9 protein-coding genes are annotated in these 16526 nt (G+C 60.3%); 7 read left to right on the forward strand and 2 right to left on the reverse strand.

The features are described from left to right. The first annotated feature begins 118 nt into the window (after nt 1-118). From rnc to pdxJ, 4 genes are all read left to right on the forward strand, one after another. On the forward strand, nt 119-808 hold the full coding sequence (gene rnc / locus J2Y39_RS00295; RefSeq protein ID WP_024011703.1) for a ribonuclease III: 690 nt from the start codon (nt 119-121) through the stop codon (nt 806-808). Continuing rightward, on the forward strand, nt 801-1703 hold the full coding sequence (gene era / locus J2Y39_RS00300) for a GTPase Era (protein ID WP_016771562.1): 903 nt from the start codon (nt 801-803) through the stop codon (nt 1701-1703). The genes rnc and era overlap by 8 nt, the downstream gene beginning before the upstream one ends. A gap of 166 nt (nt 1704-1869) precedes the next feature. Beyond that, nucleotides 1870-2559 (forward strand): DNA repair protein RecO, encoded by a 690-nt coding sequence (gene recO, locus J2Y39_RS00305; protein WP_056783095.1) that lies wholly within the window; start codon nt 1870-1872, stop codon nt 2557-2559. Nucleotides 2560-2598: 39 nt separating this feature from the next. Next, nucleotides 2599-3342, forward strand: a complete 744-nt coding sequence (pdxJ, locus tag J2Y39_RS00310) for a pyridoxine 5'-phosphate synthase (protein ID WP_310214333.1) — start codon at nt 2599-2601, stop codon at nt 3340-3342. A 127-nt stretch (nt 3343-3469) separates the two neighbouring features. On the opposite strand, the gene mltF is transcribed toward pdxJ, so the two are convergent. Further along, nucleotides 3470-4930 (reverse strand): membrane-bound lytic murein transglycosylase MltF, encoded by a 1461-nt coding sequence (mltF, locus tag J2Y39_RS00315; RefSeq protein WP_081932530.1) that lies wholly within the window; start codon nt 4928-4930, stop codon nt 3470-3472. A 285-nt stretch (nt 4931-5215) separates the two neighbouring features. Between mltF and purL the strand changes: the two genes are divergently transcribed. The 3 genes from purL (at nt 5216) to J2Y39_RS00330 (ending at nt 10718) form a co-directional block, all read left to right on the forward strand. Beyond that, a complete protein-coding gene (purL, locus tag J2Y39_RS00320) occupies nt 5216-9112 on the forward strand; it encodes a phosphoribosylformylglycinamidine synthase (protein WP_310214339.1) in 3897 nt (1298 codons plus the stop codon). Nucleotides 9113-9117: 5 nt separating this feature from the next. After that, nucleotides 9118-9429 (forward strand): YqfO family protein, encoded by a 312-nt coding sequence (locus tag J2Y39_RS00325; RefSeq protein ID WP_310214342.1) that lies wholly within the window; start codon nt 9118-9120, stop codon nt 9427-9429. A gap of 929 nt (nt 9430-10358) precedes the next feature. Beyond that, on the forward strand, nt 10359-10718 hold the full coding sequence (locus tag J2Y39_RS00330; protein WP_150636222.1) for a DUF6124 family protein: 360 nt from the start codon (nt 10359-10361) through the stop codon (nt 10716-10718). Between the two features lie 57 nt (nt 10719-10775). Here J2Y39_RS00330 and J2Y39_RS00335 read toward each other — a convergent pair whose 3' ends face one another. Next, the gene (locus J2Y39_RS00335) at nt 10776-16499 is read right to left on the reverse strand and encodes a membrane-targeted effector domain-containing toxin (RefSeq protein ID WP_310214345.1); all 5724 of its coding nucleotides are present in this window, start codon (nt 16497-16499) and stop codon (nt 10776-10778) included. Nucleotides 16500-16526 lie beyond the last annotated feature (27 nt).

Below are 16526 nucleotides of genomic sequence, written 5' to 3' on the forward strand. Positions count from 1 at the left end.
ACAATCGGCTTCGCAATCGCCAGGATCTATTTTTGAACACAGCGTTAATTGTCCCAGGCCTGCGCCGTACCCCGGCGATGGCAGTGGAAACCAGCCACGAACTCAGCGTGGGTAAACCGTGAGCGTTTCTCTAAGCCGTCTCGAGCGCCAGCTCGGTTACACCTTCAAGGATCAGGAGCTGATGCTGCTGGCCCTCACGCACCGCAGTTTTGCCGGGCGCAACAACGAGCGTCTGGAATTCCTCGGTGATGCCATCCTCAACTTCGTCGCTGGCGAGGCGCTGTTCGATCGCTTCCCGCTGGCCCGCGAAGGTCAGTTGTCGCGTTTGCGCGCACGGCTGGTAAAAGGTGAGACGCTGGCCGTACTGGCTCGCGGTTTCGACCTCGGTGATTATCTGCGCCTGGGTTCAGGTGAACTGAAGAGCGGTGGTTTCCGCCGTGAATCGATTCTCGCCGATGCCCTCGAAGCTCTGATCGGTGCGATCTACCTCGATGCCGGCATGGACGTCGCCCGCGAGCGCGTACTGGCGTGGCTGGCCGGCGAATTCGAAGGCCTGACGCTGGTCGACACCAACAAGGATCCGAAAACCCGCTTGCAGGAACACCTGCAATCGCGCGGTTGCGAACTGCCACGCTACGAAGTGGTGGATATTCAGGGCGAACCGCACTGCCGTACCTTCTTCGTCGAATGCGAAGTGGTCTTACTGAATGAAAAAAGCCGAGGTCAGGGTGTGAGCCGTCGTATTGCCGAACAGGTAGCGGCCGCCGCAGCACTGATTGCCCTGGGCGTGGAGAATGGCAATGACTGATACAAACGCAACTCGCTGTGGCTACGTTGCCATCGTCGGCCGTCCCAACGTCGGCAAGTCGACGCTGCTCAACCACATCCTCGGGCAGAAGCTCGCGATCACCTCGCGCAAGCCGCAGACTACCCGCCACAACATGCTCGGGATCAAGACCGAGGGCGACGTCCAGGCGATCTACGTCGACACTCCGGGCATGCACAAGGGTGGCGAAAAGGCCCTGAACCGTTACATGAACAAAACCGCTTCGGCGGCGTTGAAAGACGTCGACGTGGTGATCTTCGTCGTCGACCGCACCAAGTGGACCGACGAAGACCAGATGGTGCTCGAGCGTGTGCAATACGTGACCGGCCCGCTGATCGTCGCGCTGAACAAGACCGATCGCATCGAAGACAAAGCCGAGCTGATGCCGCACCTGAGCTGGTTGCAGGAACAGCTGCCAAACGCCCAGATCATCCCGATTTCCGCGCAGCACGGGCACAACCTCGAAGCGCTGGAAAAGGTCATCGCCGATCACTTGCCGGAGAATGATCACTTCTTCCCGGAAGACCAGATCACTGACCGCAGCAGCCGTTTCCTTGCCGCCGAACTGGTGCGCGAGAAAATCATGCGCCAGATGGGTGCCGAGCTGCCGTACCAAATCACCGTCGAAATCGAAGAATTCAAGCAGCAGGGCAAGACCCTGCACATCCACGCGCTGATTCTCGTCGAGCGTGACGGCCAGAAGAAAATCATCATTGGCGACAAGGGCGAGCGCATCAAGCGCATCGGCACCGAGGCGCGCAAGGACATGGAGCTGCTGTTCGACTCCAAGATCATGCTCAACCTGTGGGTCAAGGTGAAGGGCGGCTGGTCCGATGACGAGCGCGCGCTGCGTTCGCTGGGTTATGGCGATCTGTAAGTAGCGATCTCGAAAACACCGCTACTCACTGTGGGAGCGAGCCTGCTCGCGAAGAGGATGTAACATTCAGCATTGATGTTGACTGTCACTCCGCTTTCGCGAGCAGGCTCGCTCCCACAGTGGTTTTGGGTTGTATGTAAAACCGCGTTTCTTCATCGAGAACTCAATGTCGCAAAACCCGCCTCCCGCCCAACCCGCCTATGTCCTGCATTCGCGCGCCTATCGCGAAACCAGCGCATTGGTCGATTTCCTCACGCCGCAAGGTCGGCTGCGGGCGGTGTTGCGCAGTGCGCGGGGCAAGGCCGGGACGCTGGCGCGGCCGTTCGTGGCGCTGGAGGTCGAGTTCCGTGGCAAGGGCGAGCTGAAGAATGTCGGGCGCATGGAGAGTTCTGGTACCTCTGCGTGGCTCAACGGCGAGGCGCTGTTCAGCGGCCTCTATCTCAACGAACTGTTGATTCGGCTGTTGCCTGCCGAAGATCCGCATCCTGCAGTATTTGATCATTACGCCGCGACCTTGCTGGCGCTGGCCGAAGGTCGACCGCTGGAGCCATTGTTGCGCTCCTTCGAATGGCGATTGCTGGATGATCTCGGCTACGGCTTTTCCATGAACACCGATATGCACGGTGAGCCCGTCGCTGCTGACGGCCTCTACCGTTTGCAAGTGGACGCCGGACTCGAGCGGGTGTATCTGCTGCAACCCGGCCTGTTCAACGGTACCGAGCTGCTGGCCATGGCCGAAGCCGACTGGTCGGCGCCCGGTGCGCTGTCGGCGGCCAAGCGTCTGATGCGCCAGGCGCTGGCGGTGCATTTGGGCGGGCGTCCGCTTGTCAGTCGCGAGCTGTTTCGCAAGCCCTGATATGCTGTGCGCCGAACCTCTCAATTCAGGAGCGCATCCGTGACCAGCAGCAATCGCATTCTTCTCGGCGTGAACATCGACCACGTCGCCACCTTGCGTCAGGCCCGTGGCACGCGCTACCCGGATCCGGTCAAAGCGGCGCTGGATGCAGAAGAGGCGGGCGCCGATGGCATCACCGTGCACCTGCGCGAAGACCGCCGTCACATCCAGGAGCGCGACGTGTTGCTGCTCAAGGATGTGCTGCAAACGCGCATGAATTTCGAAATGGGCGTCACCGAAGAAATGATGGCTTTCGCCGAGCGCATTCGCCCGGCGCACATTTGCCTGGTCCCGGAAACCCGTCAGGAACTGACCACCGAGGGTGGCCTGGATGTAGCGGGGCAGGAGGAGCGCATCAGGGCTGCGGTCGAGCGTTTGTCGAAGATCGGCAGCGAAGTGTCGCTGTTCATCGACGCCGACGAGCGCCAGATCGCCGCCTCCAAGCGCATCGGTGCACCGGCCATCGAGCTGCACACCGGGCGCTACGCCGATGCCGAAACTCCCACCGAAGTGGCTGAAGAGCTCAAACGCCTCGCTGATGGCGTGGCGTTTGGACTGGCGCAGGGCCTGATCGTCAATGCCGGGCACGGCCTGCATTACCACAACGTCGAGGCCGTGGCGGCGATCAAAGGCATCAACGAACTGAACATCGGCCACGCGCTGGTGGCGCATGCGTTGTTCGTGGGCTTCAAGTCCGCCGTATCGGAAATGAAAGCGCTGATTCTGGCTGCTGCCAAATCCTGAGCAGCTACACAAAACCCCTGTGGGAGCGAGCCTGCTCGCGAAAACGATGTATCAGTCAAAGATAATGTCGACTGACACGACGCTTTCGCGAGCAGGCTCGCTCCCACAGTTGGATTTGAGGTTTGGGTTAGAGCGGGGCGGGCTCTTGCGCCGGTTTCGACTTGTCGATCGCCGGCACATGCAGGTTGCCCTCGGCCACCTGATCGCCCTCAAGCTGCGGCTGGGTCACCCAAGTCAGGATGTCGTAGTAGCGACGGATGTTCGCCACGAAGTGCACCGGTTCGCCACCGCGGGCGTAACCGTAGCGGGTCTTGCTGTACCACTGCTTCTGCGAGAGGCGCGGCAGGATCTTTTTCACGTCCAGCCACTTGTCCGGATTCAAGCCTTCCTTCGCCGCCAGTTTGCGCGCGTCATCCAGATGACCGCTGCCGACGTTGTACGCCGCCAGGGCGAACCAGGTGCGATCCGGTTCCTGGATCGAATCGTCGAGCTGATCTTTCATATAAGCCAGGTACTTGGCACCGCCCATAATGCTCTGCTTGGGATCGAGGCGGTTCGACACGCCCATCGCCTGCGCGGTGTTCTGGGTCAGCATCATCAGACCGCGCACGCCGGTTTTCGAGGTCACCGTCGGCTGCCACAGGGATTCCTGATAACCGATGGCGGCCAGCAGGCGCCAGTCGACTTTCTCTTTCTTCGCGTAGTTCTTGAAGTGCTGTTCGTATTTCGGCAGGCGCTGCTGCAAGTGCTGGGCGAAGGTGGTGGCGCCCATGTAGCCAAGCACATCAACGTGGCCGTAGTAGCGGTCCTTCAGGCGTTGCAGGGTGCCGTTTTTCTGCACCTTGTCCAGATAGGCGTTGATTTCATTGAGCAGGCTGTTGTCTTCGCCCGGGCCCACCGCCCAGCTCTGGCTGCGCGCGTCGCCGAGGTCGAAGGCCACGCGGATGTTGGTGAAGTACACCTGATTCATCGCCACTTCGTTGGAGTCGACCAGGGTCAGGTCAATCTGGCCTTCATCGACCATGCGCAGCAGATCGACCACTTCAACGGCGTCGGATTCTTCGTATTCGATGCCGGGATATTTCTGTTTCAGCGCGGCCAGTTGTTCGGCGTGGGTGCTGCCCTTGAGCACGGTGATCTTCTTGCCGACCAGATCCGCCGGATCTGTAGGGCGCGACTGGCCGTTGCGGTAGATGATCTGCGGGGTGACTTCGAGGTAGGAGTGGGAGAACCGCACCTGCTTCTTGCGTTCATCGCTGCTGACCAGACCGGCGGCCGCGAGTACCGGGCCGTTCGGCTTGCCGACCTGGTTGAACAGGTCATCGAGATTGTCGGCCGTCTCGATCTTCAGCTCGACGCCCAAATCGTCGGCGAAGCGCTTCACCAGCTCGTATTCGAAGCCGGTTTCACCGCTGCGATCCTGAAAGTAGGTGGCGGGGCTGTTGCGGGTAACCACGCGCAGCACACCATCCTCCTTTACGCGCTCGAGTGTGTTGGGTTTATCAACACAGCCACCGAGCATCAGGAAGAGTCCGGTTGCGATCAGCCATTTGGCGTATCGCGGACGCAAAGCCGTTGGGAAAAACATCTGCGCAGTATACGCAAACGGCCACGAGCGCCATATCTCGACAGCGTAGGACTAGTCTGCTAGCGATCACAAATCCGAGCGAAATCCCTTGAATACGGGCCTTCAGGGCATTTTGTTACAGTAAAAATAAGCCATGCTGAAACGCTCGATTTACCTGACCCCGAAGGCAGAAACACAGATTGCTACCCGAGTGCAACCGTGCGTAGCGTTTCGGGTGATGTTGAGGTCGGTTTAGGCTAGAATGCACGGCCTCAAAGCACACCCCTTCCCGAGGCTGTCCCGAAGATGTTGATCCTGCGCGGCGCTCCTGCCCTTTCTGCCTTTCGCCACAGCAAACTCCTTGAGCAACTGAGCCAGAAGGTTCCAGCTGTCAGTGGCCTGTATGCTGAATTCGCTCACTTCGCCGAAGTCACCGGCGTCCTGACCGGCGACGAACAGCAGGTGCTAGCGCGCCTTCTGAAGTACGGCCCAAGTGTTCCGGTTCAAGAGCCGACCGGTCGTCTGTTTCTGGTGTTGCCGCGTTTCGGCACCATCTCGCCGTGGTCGAGCAAGGCCAGCGACATCGCCCGCAACTGCGGCCTGAGCAAGATCCAGCGCCTGGAACGCGGTATCGCCTTCTATGTTGCAGGGCAGTTCAGCGAAGCCGAAGCCCAGCTGATTTCGGACGCGCTGCATGACCGCATGACCCAGATCGTGCTGGCCAACCTCGAGCAGGCCGCCGGACTGTTCAGCCACGCCGAGCCGAAGCCGCTGACCGCCATCGACATCCTCGGTGGCGGCCGCGCCGCGCTGGAAAAGGCCAACACCGAGCTGGGCCTGGCCCTGGCCGAAGACGAGATCGACTATCTGGTCAACGCCTTCAACGGTCTGAGGCGCAACCCGCACGACATCGAACTGATGATGTTCGCCCAGGCCAACTCCGAGCACTGCCGCCACAAGATCTTCAACGCCAGTTGGGACATTGACGGCCAGAGCCAGGAAAAAAGCCTGTTCGGCATGATCAAGAACACCTATCAGATGCACAGCGAAGGCGTGCTGTCCGCTTACAAGGACAATGCTTCGGTGATTGTCGGCAACGTTGCCGGCCGCTTCTTCCCGAACCCTGAAACCCGCCAGTACGGCGCGGTGCAGGAGCCGGTGCACATCCTGATGAAGGTTGAAACCCATAACCACCCGACCGCGATTGCTCCGTTCCCGGGCGCATCCACCGGTTCCGGTGGCGAGATCCGTGACGAAGGTGCAACCGGTCGTGGCGCCAAGCCCAAGGCCGGCCTCACCGGTTTCACCGTATCGAACTTGCAGATCCCGGGCTTCGAACAGCCGTGGGAAGTGCCGTACGGCAAGCCTGAGCGCATCGTCACCGCGCTGGACATCATGATCGAAGGCCCGCTCGGCGGCGCTGCGTTCAACAACGAATTCGGCCGTCCGGCGCTGACCGGCTACTTCCGTACCTTCGAGCAGTCGATCACCACCCCGCACGGCGACGAAGTGCGCGGTTACCACAAGCCGATCATGCTCGCTGGCGGCATGGGCAACATCCGTGAAGAGCACGTCAAGAAAGGCGAGATCGTGGTCGGCTCCAAGCTGATCGTGCTCGGCGGCCCGGCGATGTTGATCGGTCTCGGTGGCGGCGCGGCTTCGTCGATGGCCACCGGCACCAGCTCGGCGGATCTGGATTTTGCTTCCGTGCAGCGTGAAAACCCTGAAATGGAGCGCCGCTGCCAGGAAGTCATCGACCGTTGCTGGCAGTTGGGCGACAAGAACCCGATCAGCTTCATTCACGACGTCGGCGCGGGCGGTCTGTCCAACGCTTTCCCGGAACTGGTCAACGACGGCGATCGCGGTGGCCGTTTCGAACTGCGCAACATTCCAAACGACGAGCCGGGCATGGCCCCGCACGAAATCTGGTCCAACGAATCCCAGGAACGTTACGTGCTGGCGGTCGGCCCGGAAGATTTCGAGCGCTTCCAGGCGATCTGCGAACGCGAGCGTTGCCCGTTTGCCGTGGTCGGGGAAGCCACTGCCGAACCGCAATTGACCGTCACCGACAGCCACTTCGGCAACAACCCGGTGGACATGCCGCTGGAAGTGTTGCTGGGCAAGGCGCCGCGCATGCACCGTTCGGTGGTTCGTGAAGCCGAGCTGGGCGATGACTTCGATCCGTCGAACCTCGACATTAGCGAGTCCATCGAACGCGTTCTGCATCATCCGGCCGTGGCCAGCAAAAGCTTCCTGATCACCATCGGCGACCGCACCATCACTGGCCTCGTCGCCCGTGACCAGATGGTCGGCCCATGGCAAGTGCCGGTGGCCGACGTTGCCGTCACCGCCACCAGTTTCGACGTCTACACCGGTGAAGCCATGGCGATGGGCGAGCGTACTCCGCTGGCTCTGCTGGACGCGCCGGCATCGGGCCGCATGGCCATCGGCGAAACCATCACCAACATTGCTGCCTCGCGGATCAACAAGCTCTCCGACATCAAACTGTCGGCGAACTGGATGTCCGCTGCCGGCCACCCGGGCGAAGACGCGCGTTTGTATGACACCGTGAAAGCGGTCGGCATGGAGCTGTGCCCTGAGCTGGGCATCACCATCCCGGTGGGCAAGGACTCGATGTCCATGGCCACTCGCTGGAACGATAACGGCGAAGAAAAAACCGTGACCTCGCCGATGTCGCTGATCGTGACCGGTTTCGCGCCAGTGGCTGACATTCGTCAGACCCTGACCCCGGAACTGCGCATGGACAAGGGCACCACCGACCTGATCCTGATCGACCTCGGTCGCGGCCAGAACCGCATGGGTGCATCGATCCTCGCGCAGGTCCACGGCAAACTCGGCAAGCATGCGCCGGACGTCGATGACGCTGAAGACCTGAAAGCCTTCTTCGCAGTGATCCAGGGCCTCAACGCCGACGGTCATCTGCTGGCCTACCACGACCGTTCCGACGGTGGTCTGCTGACCTCCGTGGTGGAAATGGCCTTCGCCGGCCACTGCGGTCTGAGCCTGAACCTGGACAGCGTTGCCGAATCCGCTTCGGAAATCGCCGCGATCCTGTTCAACGAAGAACTCGGCGCAGTGATCCAGGTTCGCCAGGACGCCACCCCGGACATCCTCGCGCAGTTCAGCGCCGCCGGTCTGGGCGACTGCGTGTCGGTGATCGGTCAGCCGATCAACAATGGCCAGATCAACATCACCTTCAACGGTGACACCGTGTTTGAAGGCCAGCGTCGTCTGCTGCAGCGTCAGTGGGCCGAAACCAGCTACCAGATCCAGCGTCTGCGCGACAACGCCGACTGCGCCGAGCAGGAATTCGACGCGCTTCTGGAAGAAGACAATCCGGGCCTGAGCGTCAAGCTCAGCTACGACGTCAATCAGGACATCGCCGCGCCTTACATCAAAAAAGGCATCCGCCCACAGGTTGCCGTGCTGCGTGAGCAGGGCGTCAACGGTCAGGTGGAAATGGCTGCCGCGTTCGATCGCGCCGGTTTCAGCGCGATCGACGTGCACATGAGCGATATCCTCGCCGGTCGTGTCGACCTCAACGAGTTCAAAGGCCTGGTGGCCTGCGGCGGTTTTTCCTACGGCGACGTGCTCGGCGCCGGTGAAGGCTGGGCCAAGTCGGCGCTGTTCAACAGCCGCGCCCGCGATGCGTTCCAGGGCTTCTTCGAACGTAACGACAGCTTCACGCTGGGCGTGTGCAACGGTTGCCAGATGATGTCCAACCTGCACGAGCTGATCCCGGGCAGCGAGTTCTGGCCGCACTTCGTGCGCAACCGCTCCGAGCAGTTCGAAGCGCGGGTAGCGATGGTGCAGATCCAGGAATCGAATTCGATCTTCCTGCAGGGCATGGCCGGTTCGCGCATGCCGATCGCCATCGCCCACGGTGAAGGGCATGCCGAGTTCGCCAGCGAAGAAGCACTGCTGGAAGCCGATCTGTCCGGTTGCGTGGCGATGCGTTTTGTCGACAACCACGGCAAGGTCACCGAAGCCTACCCGGCCAACCCGAACGGCTCGCCGCGCGGGATCACCGGTCTGACCAGCCGTGACGGTCGCGTGACGATCATGATGCCGCACCCGGAGCGTGTGTTCCGCGCGGTGCAGAACTCGTGGCGTTCGGAAGACTGGACCGAGGATGCTCCTTGGATGCGCATGTTCCGTAATGCGCGCGTCTGGGTGAACTAAGGCCTGTGTACAAGCTGGCGTTTTTTGTTCCTGACAGTCATGTCGAGGTGGTCAAAGGGGCTGTGTTCGCTGCCGGTGGTGGGCGGATCGGTGACTATGACCACTGTGCGTGGCAGGTGCTTGGCCTGGGCGAGTTTCGACCGTTGGACGGCAGTCAGCCGTTTGTCGGTCAGGCGGGGCAGGTTGAGCGGGTTGAGGAATGGAAGGTTGAGCTTGTTGTTGCGGATGAGTTGATTGTGGCTGTTGTGGCGGTGTTGAAGCTCAGTCATCCGTATGAGACGCCGGCTTATGAGGTGTGGCGGCTGGAGGATTTCTGATCTTCTTTGCTGCTGGAACGGGAGACCCGCAGATGAGGGATTGTCTGCGGGTTTTTTGTTGGCCTTGGTTTTGTTTTGATTTGGGTGAATATCCGTTGCTTCGGGTGTGGCGGCTGGCGGTTTCGCCCTTACGGCGAGTCACCTTTTTCAAACGCCAAAAAGGTAACCCAAAACGCTAGCTCCTGCGTTCGGCCCTCGCAGGCTCGGGTTCCTTCGTTTCGGGACTGATCCGGGCGCAGCGGCTCCGGTTTGCTTCGCTGCACCTCCTTCCGCTGTGTTCGACTTCGTCGAACGGTCGCTACGCTCCCACGCCCGGATCAATCCCTCCACTCAGCCTTCCGACGTCGCCGGTGGATCAAGATCAAGAGCAGGCGAGCTGACACTCGGCCTATTGAGTGGTGAAAAGCGTGTGTGTCCGGCTTTTGATTTGTGTTGTTGCTGCCCCTCACCCCAGCCCTCTCCCGAGGGAGAGGGGGCCGATTTTGTGTGGTTTGCAAATCCTGAGTTCAACTCGGACTTTCACGTCGGCGTACCTCGCCTGAACAACTCGGTCAGTCCCCTCTCCCTCTGGGAGAGGGCTAGGGTGAGGGTGGCGATCTGGAGTGTGTTTAAAGCGGTATCTGAGTTCGCAGAACCTTCCCACAAGGTTTTCAGGTTGTCCGTCGGACGTGCGATCTCTAGTCTTTTCCCGTCGCTGCGAATCAGCGATCGGGAGTGAGATCCCCGGATAGCTTGCAACTGGCGCCAGCACCACGATAATTGGCGCCAGCTCAATCTGCTGCCTGCTTTATGGCGGCTGTGTGCGGGCAGACTTCGGTCTGGCCGGTTGCCTGCTCCGGTGGATCTCACCTCGCACATAGCTGCCACCTATCCGCCGCGTGAGATCCGGCGATCGATGGCTGTCCATCAGCATCAGCAGGAGAAGCATTGTGGATAAAATCGTTCCCGATCCACCATACGAACCCACCCCCCTCGAACAAACCATCCGCGCCGACGACCTCGCGAAAAACCGCGAAGCGATCAAGCGGGCTCTGGATTTTTACCTGTGCCCGCAACCTGGCAAGGCGCACCCGCCCAGCACCATGTTCCTCATCCAGCCGGAAATCGATACCGAAACCCTGCTCGCCCATGCCTGTGAATCCCTCGCTTCAGCCAACACCCTGGCCAGTGATTTCGCTGATCAGTTGGGGCGACCGCAGCGCAATACGGCGCTGGCGATTCAGCAGATCATCATGCTCGCTGAGCTGGCGGTGAACCGTGCGCTGGATCGGGTGGATCCTCAGGCATGAAAAAACCACTGGGCCGTCAAGCCCAGTGGTTTTCCACAACGTGCAATCGCCCGGGCGTCACGTCACCTGTTTCAGCTTCACGTCTGTGACGAGCATGTCGATCAACGTTCGCAGGTAGGTGAAGGTTTGATCTTTTTTCTCCCAGCGATCAACGAAGAACAGACCCTTGTCATTGATCTGAATCGGCGTCTCAACGATCTCGCCGGACCTGGATTTATGCACCACGCTGGCGTTGCGGGTGTCTGCATTTTCTATAAGGAAGTTTCCGGGTTCGGTCAGTTTGCTGCGACTGACAGAAGGCGTCGCAGCAGGCTTTTTCGTTCCGGGGACGGCCACCTCCATCACAAAATCGCTGCTCAAAGCCCTGACGTTGGCCTCGTGCTTGCCGCTGACAAATTCCCACGACCCACGGTGAATATCCCGGGCCAGTTCAGGGGCTGTGTCGCGCACGTGCAGGCTGACGGCGGACAGTGTATCGGCCAGACCTGGCACACCGAGGTTGTAATTGGTATGCGCACTGCCGATGAAGGCCACCCATTTATGCGGCCCGTTGGCCAATTGATCAGCCTCGATCACTTGGGTTGCAAAATAGCTGAACATCTCGTTTCGCGAGACGTGTTCGTCATACACGCCCTTGAGGTGATAGGACGCCGTGCAATCTAGGGCTCTGATGCGAATGTTGTATTTGGCCGCCGCCTGACAGACCGCCGTGTACGTATCGTTCCCTGTGTAATTCGGCATCTGCCCTTGATCCTGACGATGCAGATAAGCCTTGAGCCTGTCGGGCATGCGCTGGGTACGCAGAAAAATGTCGAGATCGGCCTGGTGCAGGTCGGTGAGCAGGTGCTCGACGTACAACGTGTCATAACCGGCTTGCTTAAGGGCTTTCATGTGCTTTTTCAGCAGCGCTTTGCTCGCTACATCGACGTGGGCTTCGCCGATCAGCAGATTCAGACGTCCGTCGGTCAATTGCCGTAAAAAAGCTTCGAATGTGCAGTCGGAGGCGAGCACCGGCAGGATCGGCGCATCGGGTGGGACGTAGTCGGTAAAAGCGTCCCTGGCGGTTTTTTCCAGACGTTTGCGTTGGGCAAGGAAAGCCTCGTAGGCCGTTCTTTCACTGGCTACTGTCGGGGTGTAATGGGAGTCCATGGAGTAGGGCTTATGCAACATTTCAGCAATATCGTCGCGCAGTGGCGAAGCAATATCGAACTCGCTGAAATGTTCAACGGCGCTAGCTGCGGCGGGCGGCTTGGAGACAGGTAGAGGTGCCTTGTAGGCACTCGGCATCTGTACGAGGTAATCACCTTGCGCTGTCGCGTCTCCCGCGATGGCACCGGGCGCGTGCCTGCTTATGCGTGCGGGTTGGTACAAGTCGATGTCTTCAATACGCACGGCAACGGCCTCGTGGAGGTCGGCCAGGCCCGGGGTGTTGTCGAACGTGGTCATGCGCGACTGCTCGGTCAGGGCAATCCAGCGCTCTTCGCCGATCTCGGCCATATCGGTGGCAAGCGCCTTGTGCGAATAAAAGTTTCTGATGCGGTTGTTTCGCGGGGTCAAAGGCGAGAGCCTGGACATCACCATGATCCCTTCGAGTTGATAACTGGTCGAGCCGTCCAGCGCATGAATGCTCATGCCTTTTTCCCGTGCCTTGCGCACCAGCGCCAGGTAAGAGAAAGGCGCGTCAGGCTCATGGCCCATGGCTTTATCGAGCGCTTTCAGATGTTTCTTGATATGGCGCCAGGATTCTCCCTTGTTGAATTTTTCCAGTTTGAGATGAAATACGTCTCCCGGCAGGTATTCGAGGAAGAGGTGCTTGTAGCCGTTCTCCAAAAGCACGTCGAGATTTTCGATCAGTGCCTGTTTGCTGGCGATAGAGCCCGGCTGTGCACCGATGACCAGATTCTTTGCGGCGAATGCATCGCTGGCGATCAACTGTGCGAATGAGGTGTTGGCGGCAACCGCCGGCACTTCGGCGCGAGCGGGCAGCGGTGCGAGTTGGGCAAAATGGCGCGTGGCGTCCGTGGTGAGTTTTTCCACCTGTTGCAGATAGGCTTGGCGCATGCTGGCCATTTTGTCGACCACGTTGACCAGGATGACCTGGGGTGAGAAGCCCATGTAATGCTCGCCCTCCTGGAGCATTCGTCGTCGCGATTGCGGGTCCAGCAACTCTTCAACGAGATCCCGGTACTTGATCGCGACTCCATAGTCCTTATGCGGGCCGGGTGTCTCGGGCACGGCTTCGTATTTTGGTGCACCGCCGGACAGGCCGCTGCGCACCATCACTCCGTCGGAGTTGCGCACGGTCAGAATGCCGGTCGAAAGCAGTCCGGAGCCATTCGGATCCGGGCGGTAGAGCAAATAACGGCCGAGTGCGTCCGGGGTAGTGCTGGCGTAATACGACTGCCCTCTGAAAACGACGGCATGCATATCGTCCCGGACCGGTTCGGTCGCCATTTGATCGATCAATGGCAGAAGATCCTCTTGCTCGTCGCCAACGGTGGTGACAGCCCGACGCAACGGGCGCCGGACGGGCTTGAGTGAACGCAGCGCCGGACGCAGATCCGTCAGCACCGCGCCAGCACTGTTGAACAGATAACCGAGCAAGTGCCGGAACGCTTCGTTGTTATTTCCCTGACGATAGGCATGCAGGGCGAGCATCGCGTCCTTGAAGGCCAGCAACAGGCCGGTGCTCAGGCTCAACAGCGGGAACGGCGCGGTGGCGATGGCAGCGACCCATTCGACGCTCGTCCAGATCAGGCCGGCAATCATTTCGGCGCGACTGGTGGTCGTGGCATGGACGTTGTCGATCCGCCGTTGCAACTTCATGTCGTAGAGCGCGGTACGCAGGTCGCTGACGGCGTCGGCCGGGCGCATCGAGTCATAACGGGCGGGGCTGGGGCTGGTTCTGTTGAGGTCTTTGGGCAGTTTATTGCGGATGTTTTCCAGGTACGTACGCACCCGGGTCTGGGCACTGACTCCCACCCGCTGGGTCAGGTACTCGATCATGCCGGACTGCAGCAGCAGGTAATTGAACAGGCGCGCTTCGCGAAAACGCACGCCGTCCGGTGCGTCCGGCGTATACAGCAGGACCGGATCGCCGCCATGGCTGAACAACCAGGCATCGATCACCCATTCGCCGTCGATCATCAACCGGTGGATCGGGTATTTCGTCCGGGTCTGCCCCGACGTTTGATCCAGGCTGCTGATGCTTTGCTGCAGCCATTGCAGGTCGCTGCTGGCGATATGTCCTTGCAGCTGGCATTCCAGCGCGGCGCTTTGCATCTGGCGCTGAGTGATGGCCAGCGTCGCGTTGCGTCGGAACGCGTAGCCTTCGCTTTTCGAATCCTGCAGCTCGTTTTTGACTTTGTCGGTATAGCGTTTGCCGATCCAGACCCCCGTGACCGAGCGGGCTACATTCTGCGCGGTCAGGCTACTGATATCGACGCCTGGCGGACCTTTGAAGCGCGCCGAGCGTGAGAATTTCTGGTCGAGAAAACCGACGCCGTCGGCATAGCCGTCGCGATACAGCCGGGTATAGGTCAGCGGTTTCGGCGTCCATGAGGGCACGATCGACTTTGGCGAATAGGCCCAGACGGTGTCCGGATCGACGTCATTGGCAGGGCGTTTGAGCAAGCGGTTCAGGCTGATCTTCGCTTGCGCATGCACGAAATCGTCAAACGCCTGAAAACGTCCGCCCGACAGCGGATGCTGATTGAACGCGCGCAAAGCGCCCTCAGCGTCGTCGCTCAGGGTCGAGAGTTTTCGGCGATTGGCCGCAGTGGTCGAGCGATACCACACCGGGGTGCTGAAATCGTAGTCGTCGATGCGTGTGGCGAGCATGTGTTCAGCCATCGCTTTGAGGCAATCGAGATGGTTGCCCAGGTGGTCGAAGGCGACTTTCTGGTGCTCTGCTGCTTCCGGCTTCAGGCTCAGCCCCGACAACACCTTGCGCAGGGTCGAACGAAAGCGCATCGGCGCGCGGCTGATCAGATAGCCGGCCATGCTTTCGGCGGCGTCATTCTGCTTGGCCCAACCCAAGAGATGGGTCTGCAATTGGCGCTCGCTGTCGAACGCCTCGAACTGGCGTTCACGGGGCGCCTGCGGTGTGCAGAGCAGCAGGCGGCGGATCGCACCGGATTCGTCGGTCTGACGCAGCACCCAAAGATCCTGCAGCTGGGCGCCGTGCAAAGACAGGGTGGCGGCGCGCAGCTGTGGATCGCTGCCGTTACGCAGGCGCTGGAGCATTTGCAGATCGCCGTCGAGCAGGTGCCCTTGCAGCGCTGCGGCATGGGCGAGCGCGACGATGCGCTGATCGAGCATCTGCTCGATCGCAGGTTTGATCGCGGATCTCGCCTGCATCTGCGTTTGCAAGCGTGCGAAGTCGACGCGCGGTTCCAGCTCCAGTGCCTGCTTGATCACCCAGGCGGGCGTTACGTCCGCGTACTCGTCGGATAACGGCAGGTCGTTGTAAGTCAGCCGGGTGTGGCTGAGAAACGCCGAGCCTGGTAACTCATCGCCGGTGTGCGGGCCGCGCAAGGTCAGCTCGAGCAAATTGCTCTTGTGCACATAAGCGCCGAATCCGGGGACCTGCCGATCCGTAATGATCTGCAGCTTGTCCGGTTCCAGGTCGTCGATTTGCAGATCATCACTCAGCCGTTCCAGCCATTGGTGGCGGGCGACGGCCATCAGGCTGACCGCCGGCCCCATCAGGTCAAGCAGGTTTTGCCGGGCATGGTTGTAGTTGCCCAAGTGCAACGCCAGTTCGGCCCGCTTGGCGGCGTCGGCGCTGCGGTACCAGTCCGGGGCGCTATTGCGCAAATGCCGCTCGAACAGGGTTTGTGCCTGAAGTGCCAGGCGCGGGGTGAGATCCGGCAGCGCAGCGTCGATGGCGCGCCCCAGCTCGGCGATCAGTACAGCGCCATCCTGCTGCGGATTGGCGGCGAAACTCAATGCATGTTCGATATCCAGGGTGCGCTTTTCGATCAAGGCATCGTAGATGTGTTCGAACAGCGGTTTGCTGTCGATGGGCGCCAGCTGCAATGGCCAGATTCCCGCTGTACCGACATCGTGGTAGCGGCTGGGCAGCAGCTGCATCAATTCGCCACGGCTGATGCTGTGCTGCATGGTCTTGAGCAGATGGGCATCGAGATCAGCCAGGGAATTGAACAACTCCAGGCCCCTGGCCGGTGTGAACAACACGACGAAGCCAGCGTTCTGGTCGGTCAACAGATCGCTGACTTTCGGGGTGTCTTTTTGCGTCACAACAAAGGCCCCGGCCAGCTCGACAGTGGTTTGCTGATAAGTGAACTGCAACGCATACATGGCCGGACGCAACAGCGGGCCGAGTGCCAGTTTCTGTATCAGCTCGCCGGCCTGTGGGTGCAGCAGGCGATCGGTGACGGCCTGTTGCGCCTCGTACTCAAGCGCAGTGAAACCGGCGTCGTATTTGAGGAAGGTTTTTGCCGATTTGCCGTCGATCTGGTCACGCAGATCCATGTTGATCAGTTGCGTGTTGAGGCGCACCTTCAGCGTGGCGATCAGTTGCTTGCCTGCCTCGCTCTGCAGGTCGCTGGTTGCCAGCGCCTGATAGAGCGCGCGGCTGCGTTGCAGGTAGCCGTCGCGATAGGTTTTCAGCTGCTCTTCGAGGCGTTTGAGATGAGCCTGCTCGGTGCTCGGTTTGTGCTCGGGCAACAGCGGGGTTTCGGTGTTGAAGAGCAGACGACCGATCTGGTTGAGATCGTTTTTGAGCTCATCGGGTGTGGGTGCGTTGGGGGTGCTCATGGGCACGATTTCCATGCTGGGGATGAA

Source organism: Pseudomonas sp. 2957 (assembly GCF_031456345.1).
GTDB classification, from domain to species: Bacteria; Pseudomonadota; Gammaproteobacteria; order Pseudomonadales; family Pseudomonadaceae; genus Aquipseudomonas; species Aquipseudomonas siliginis.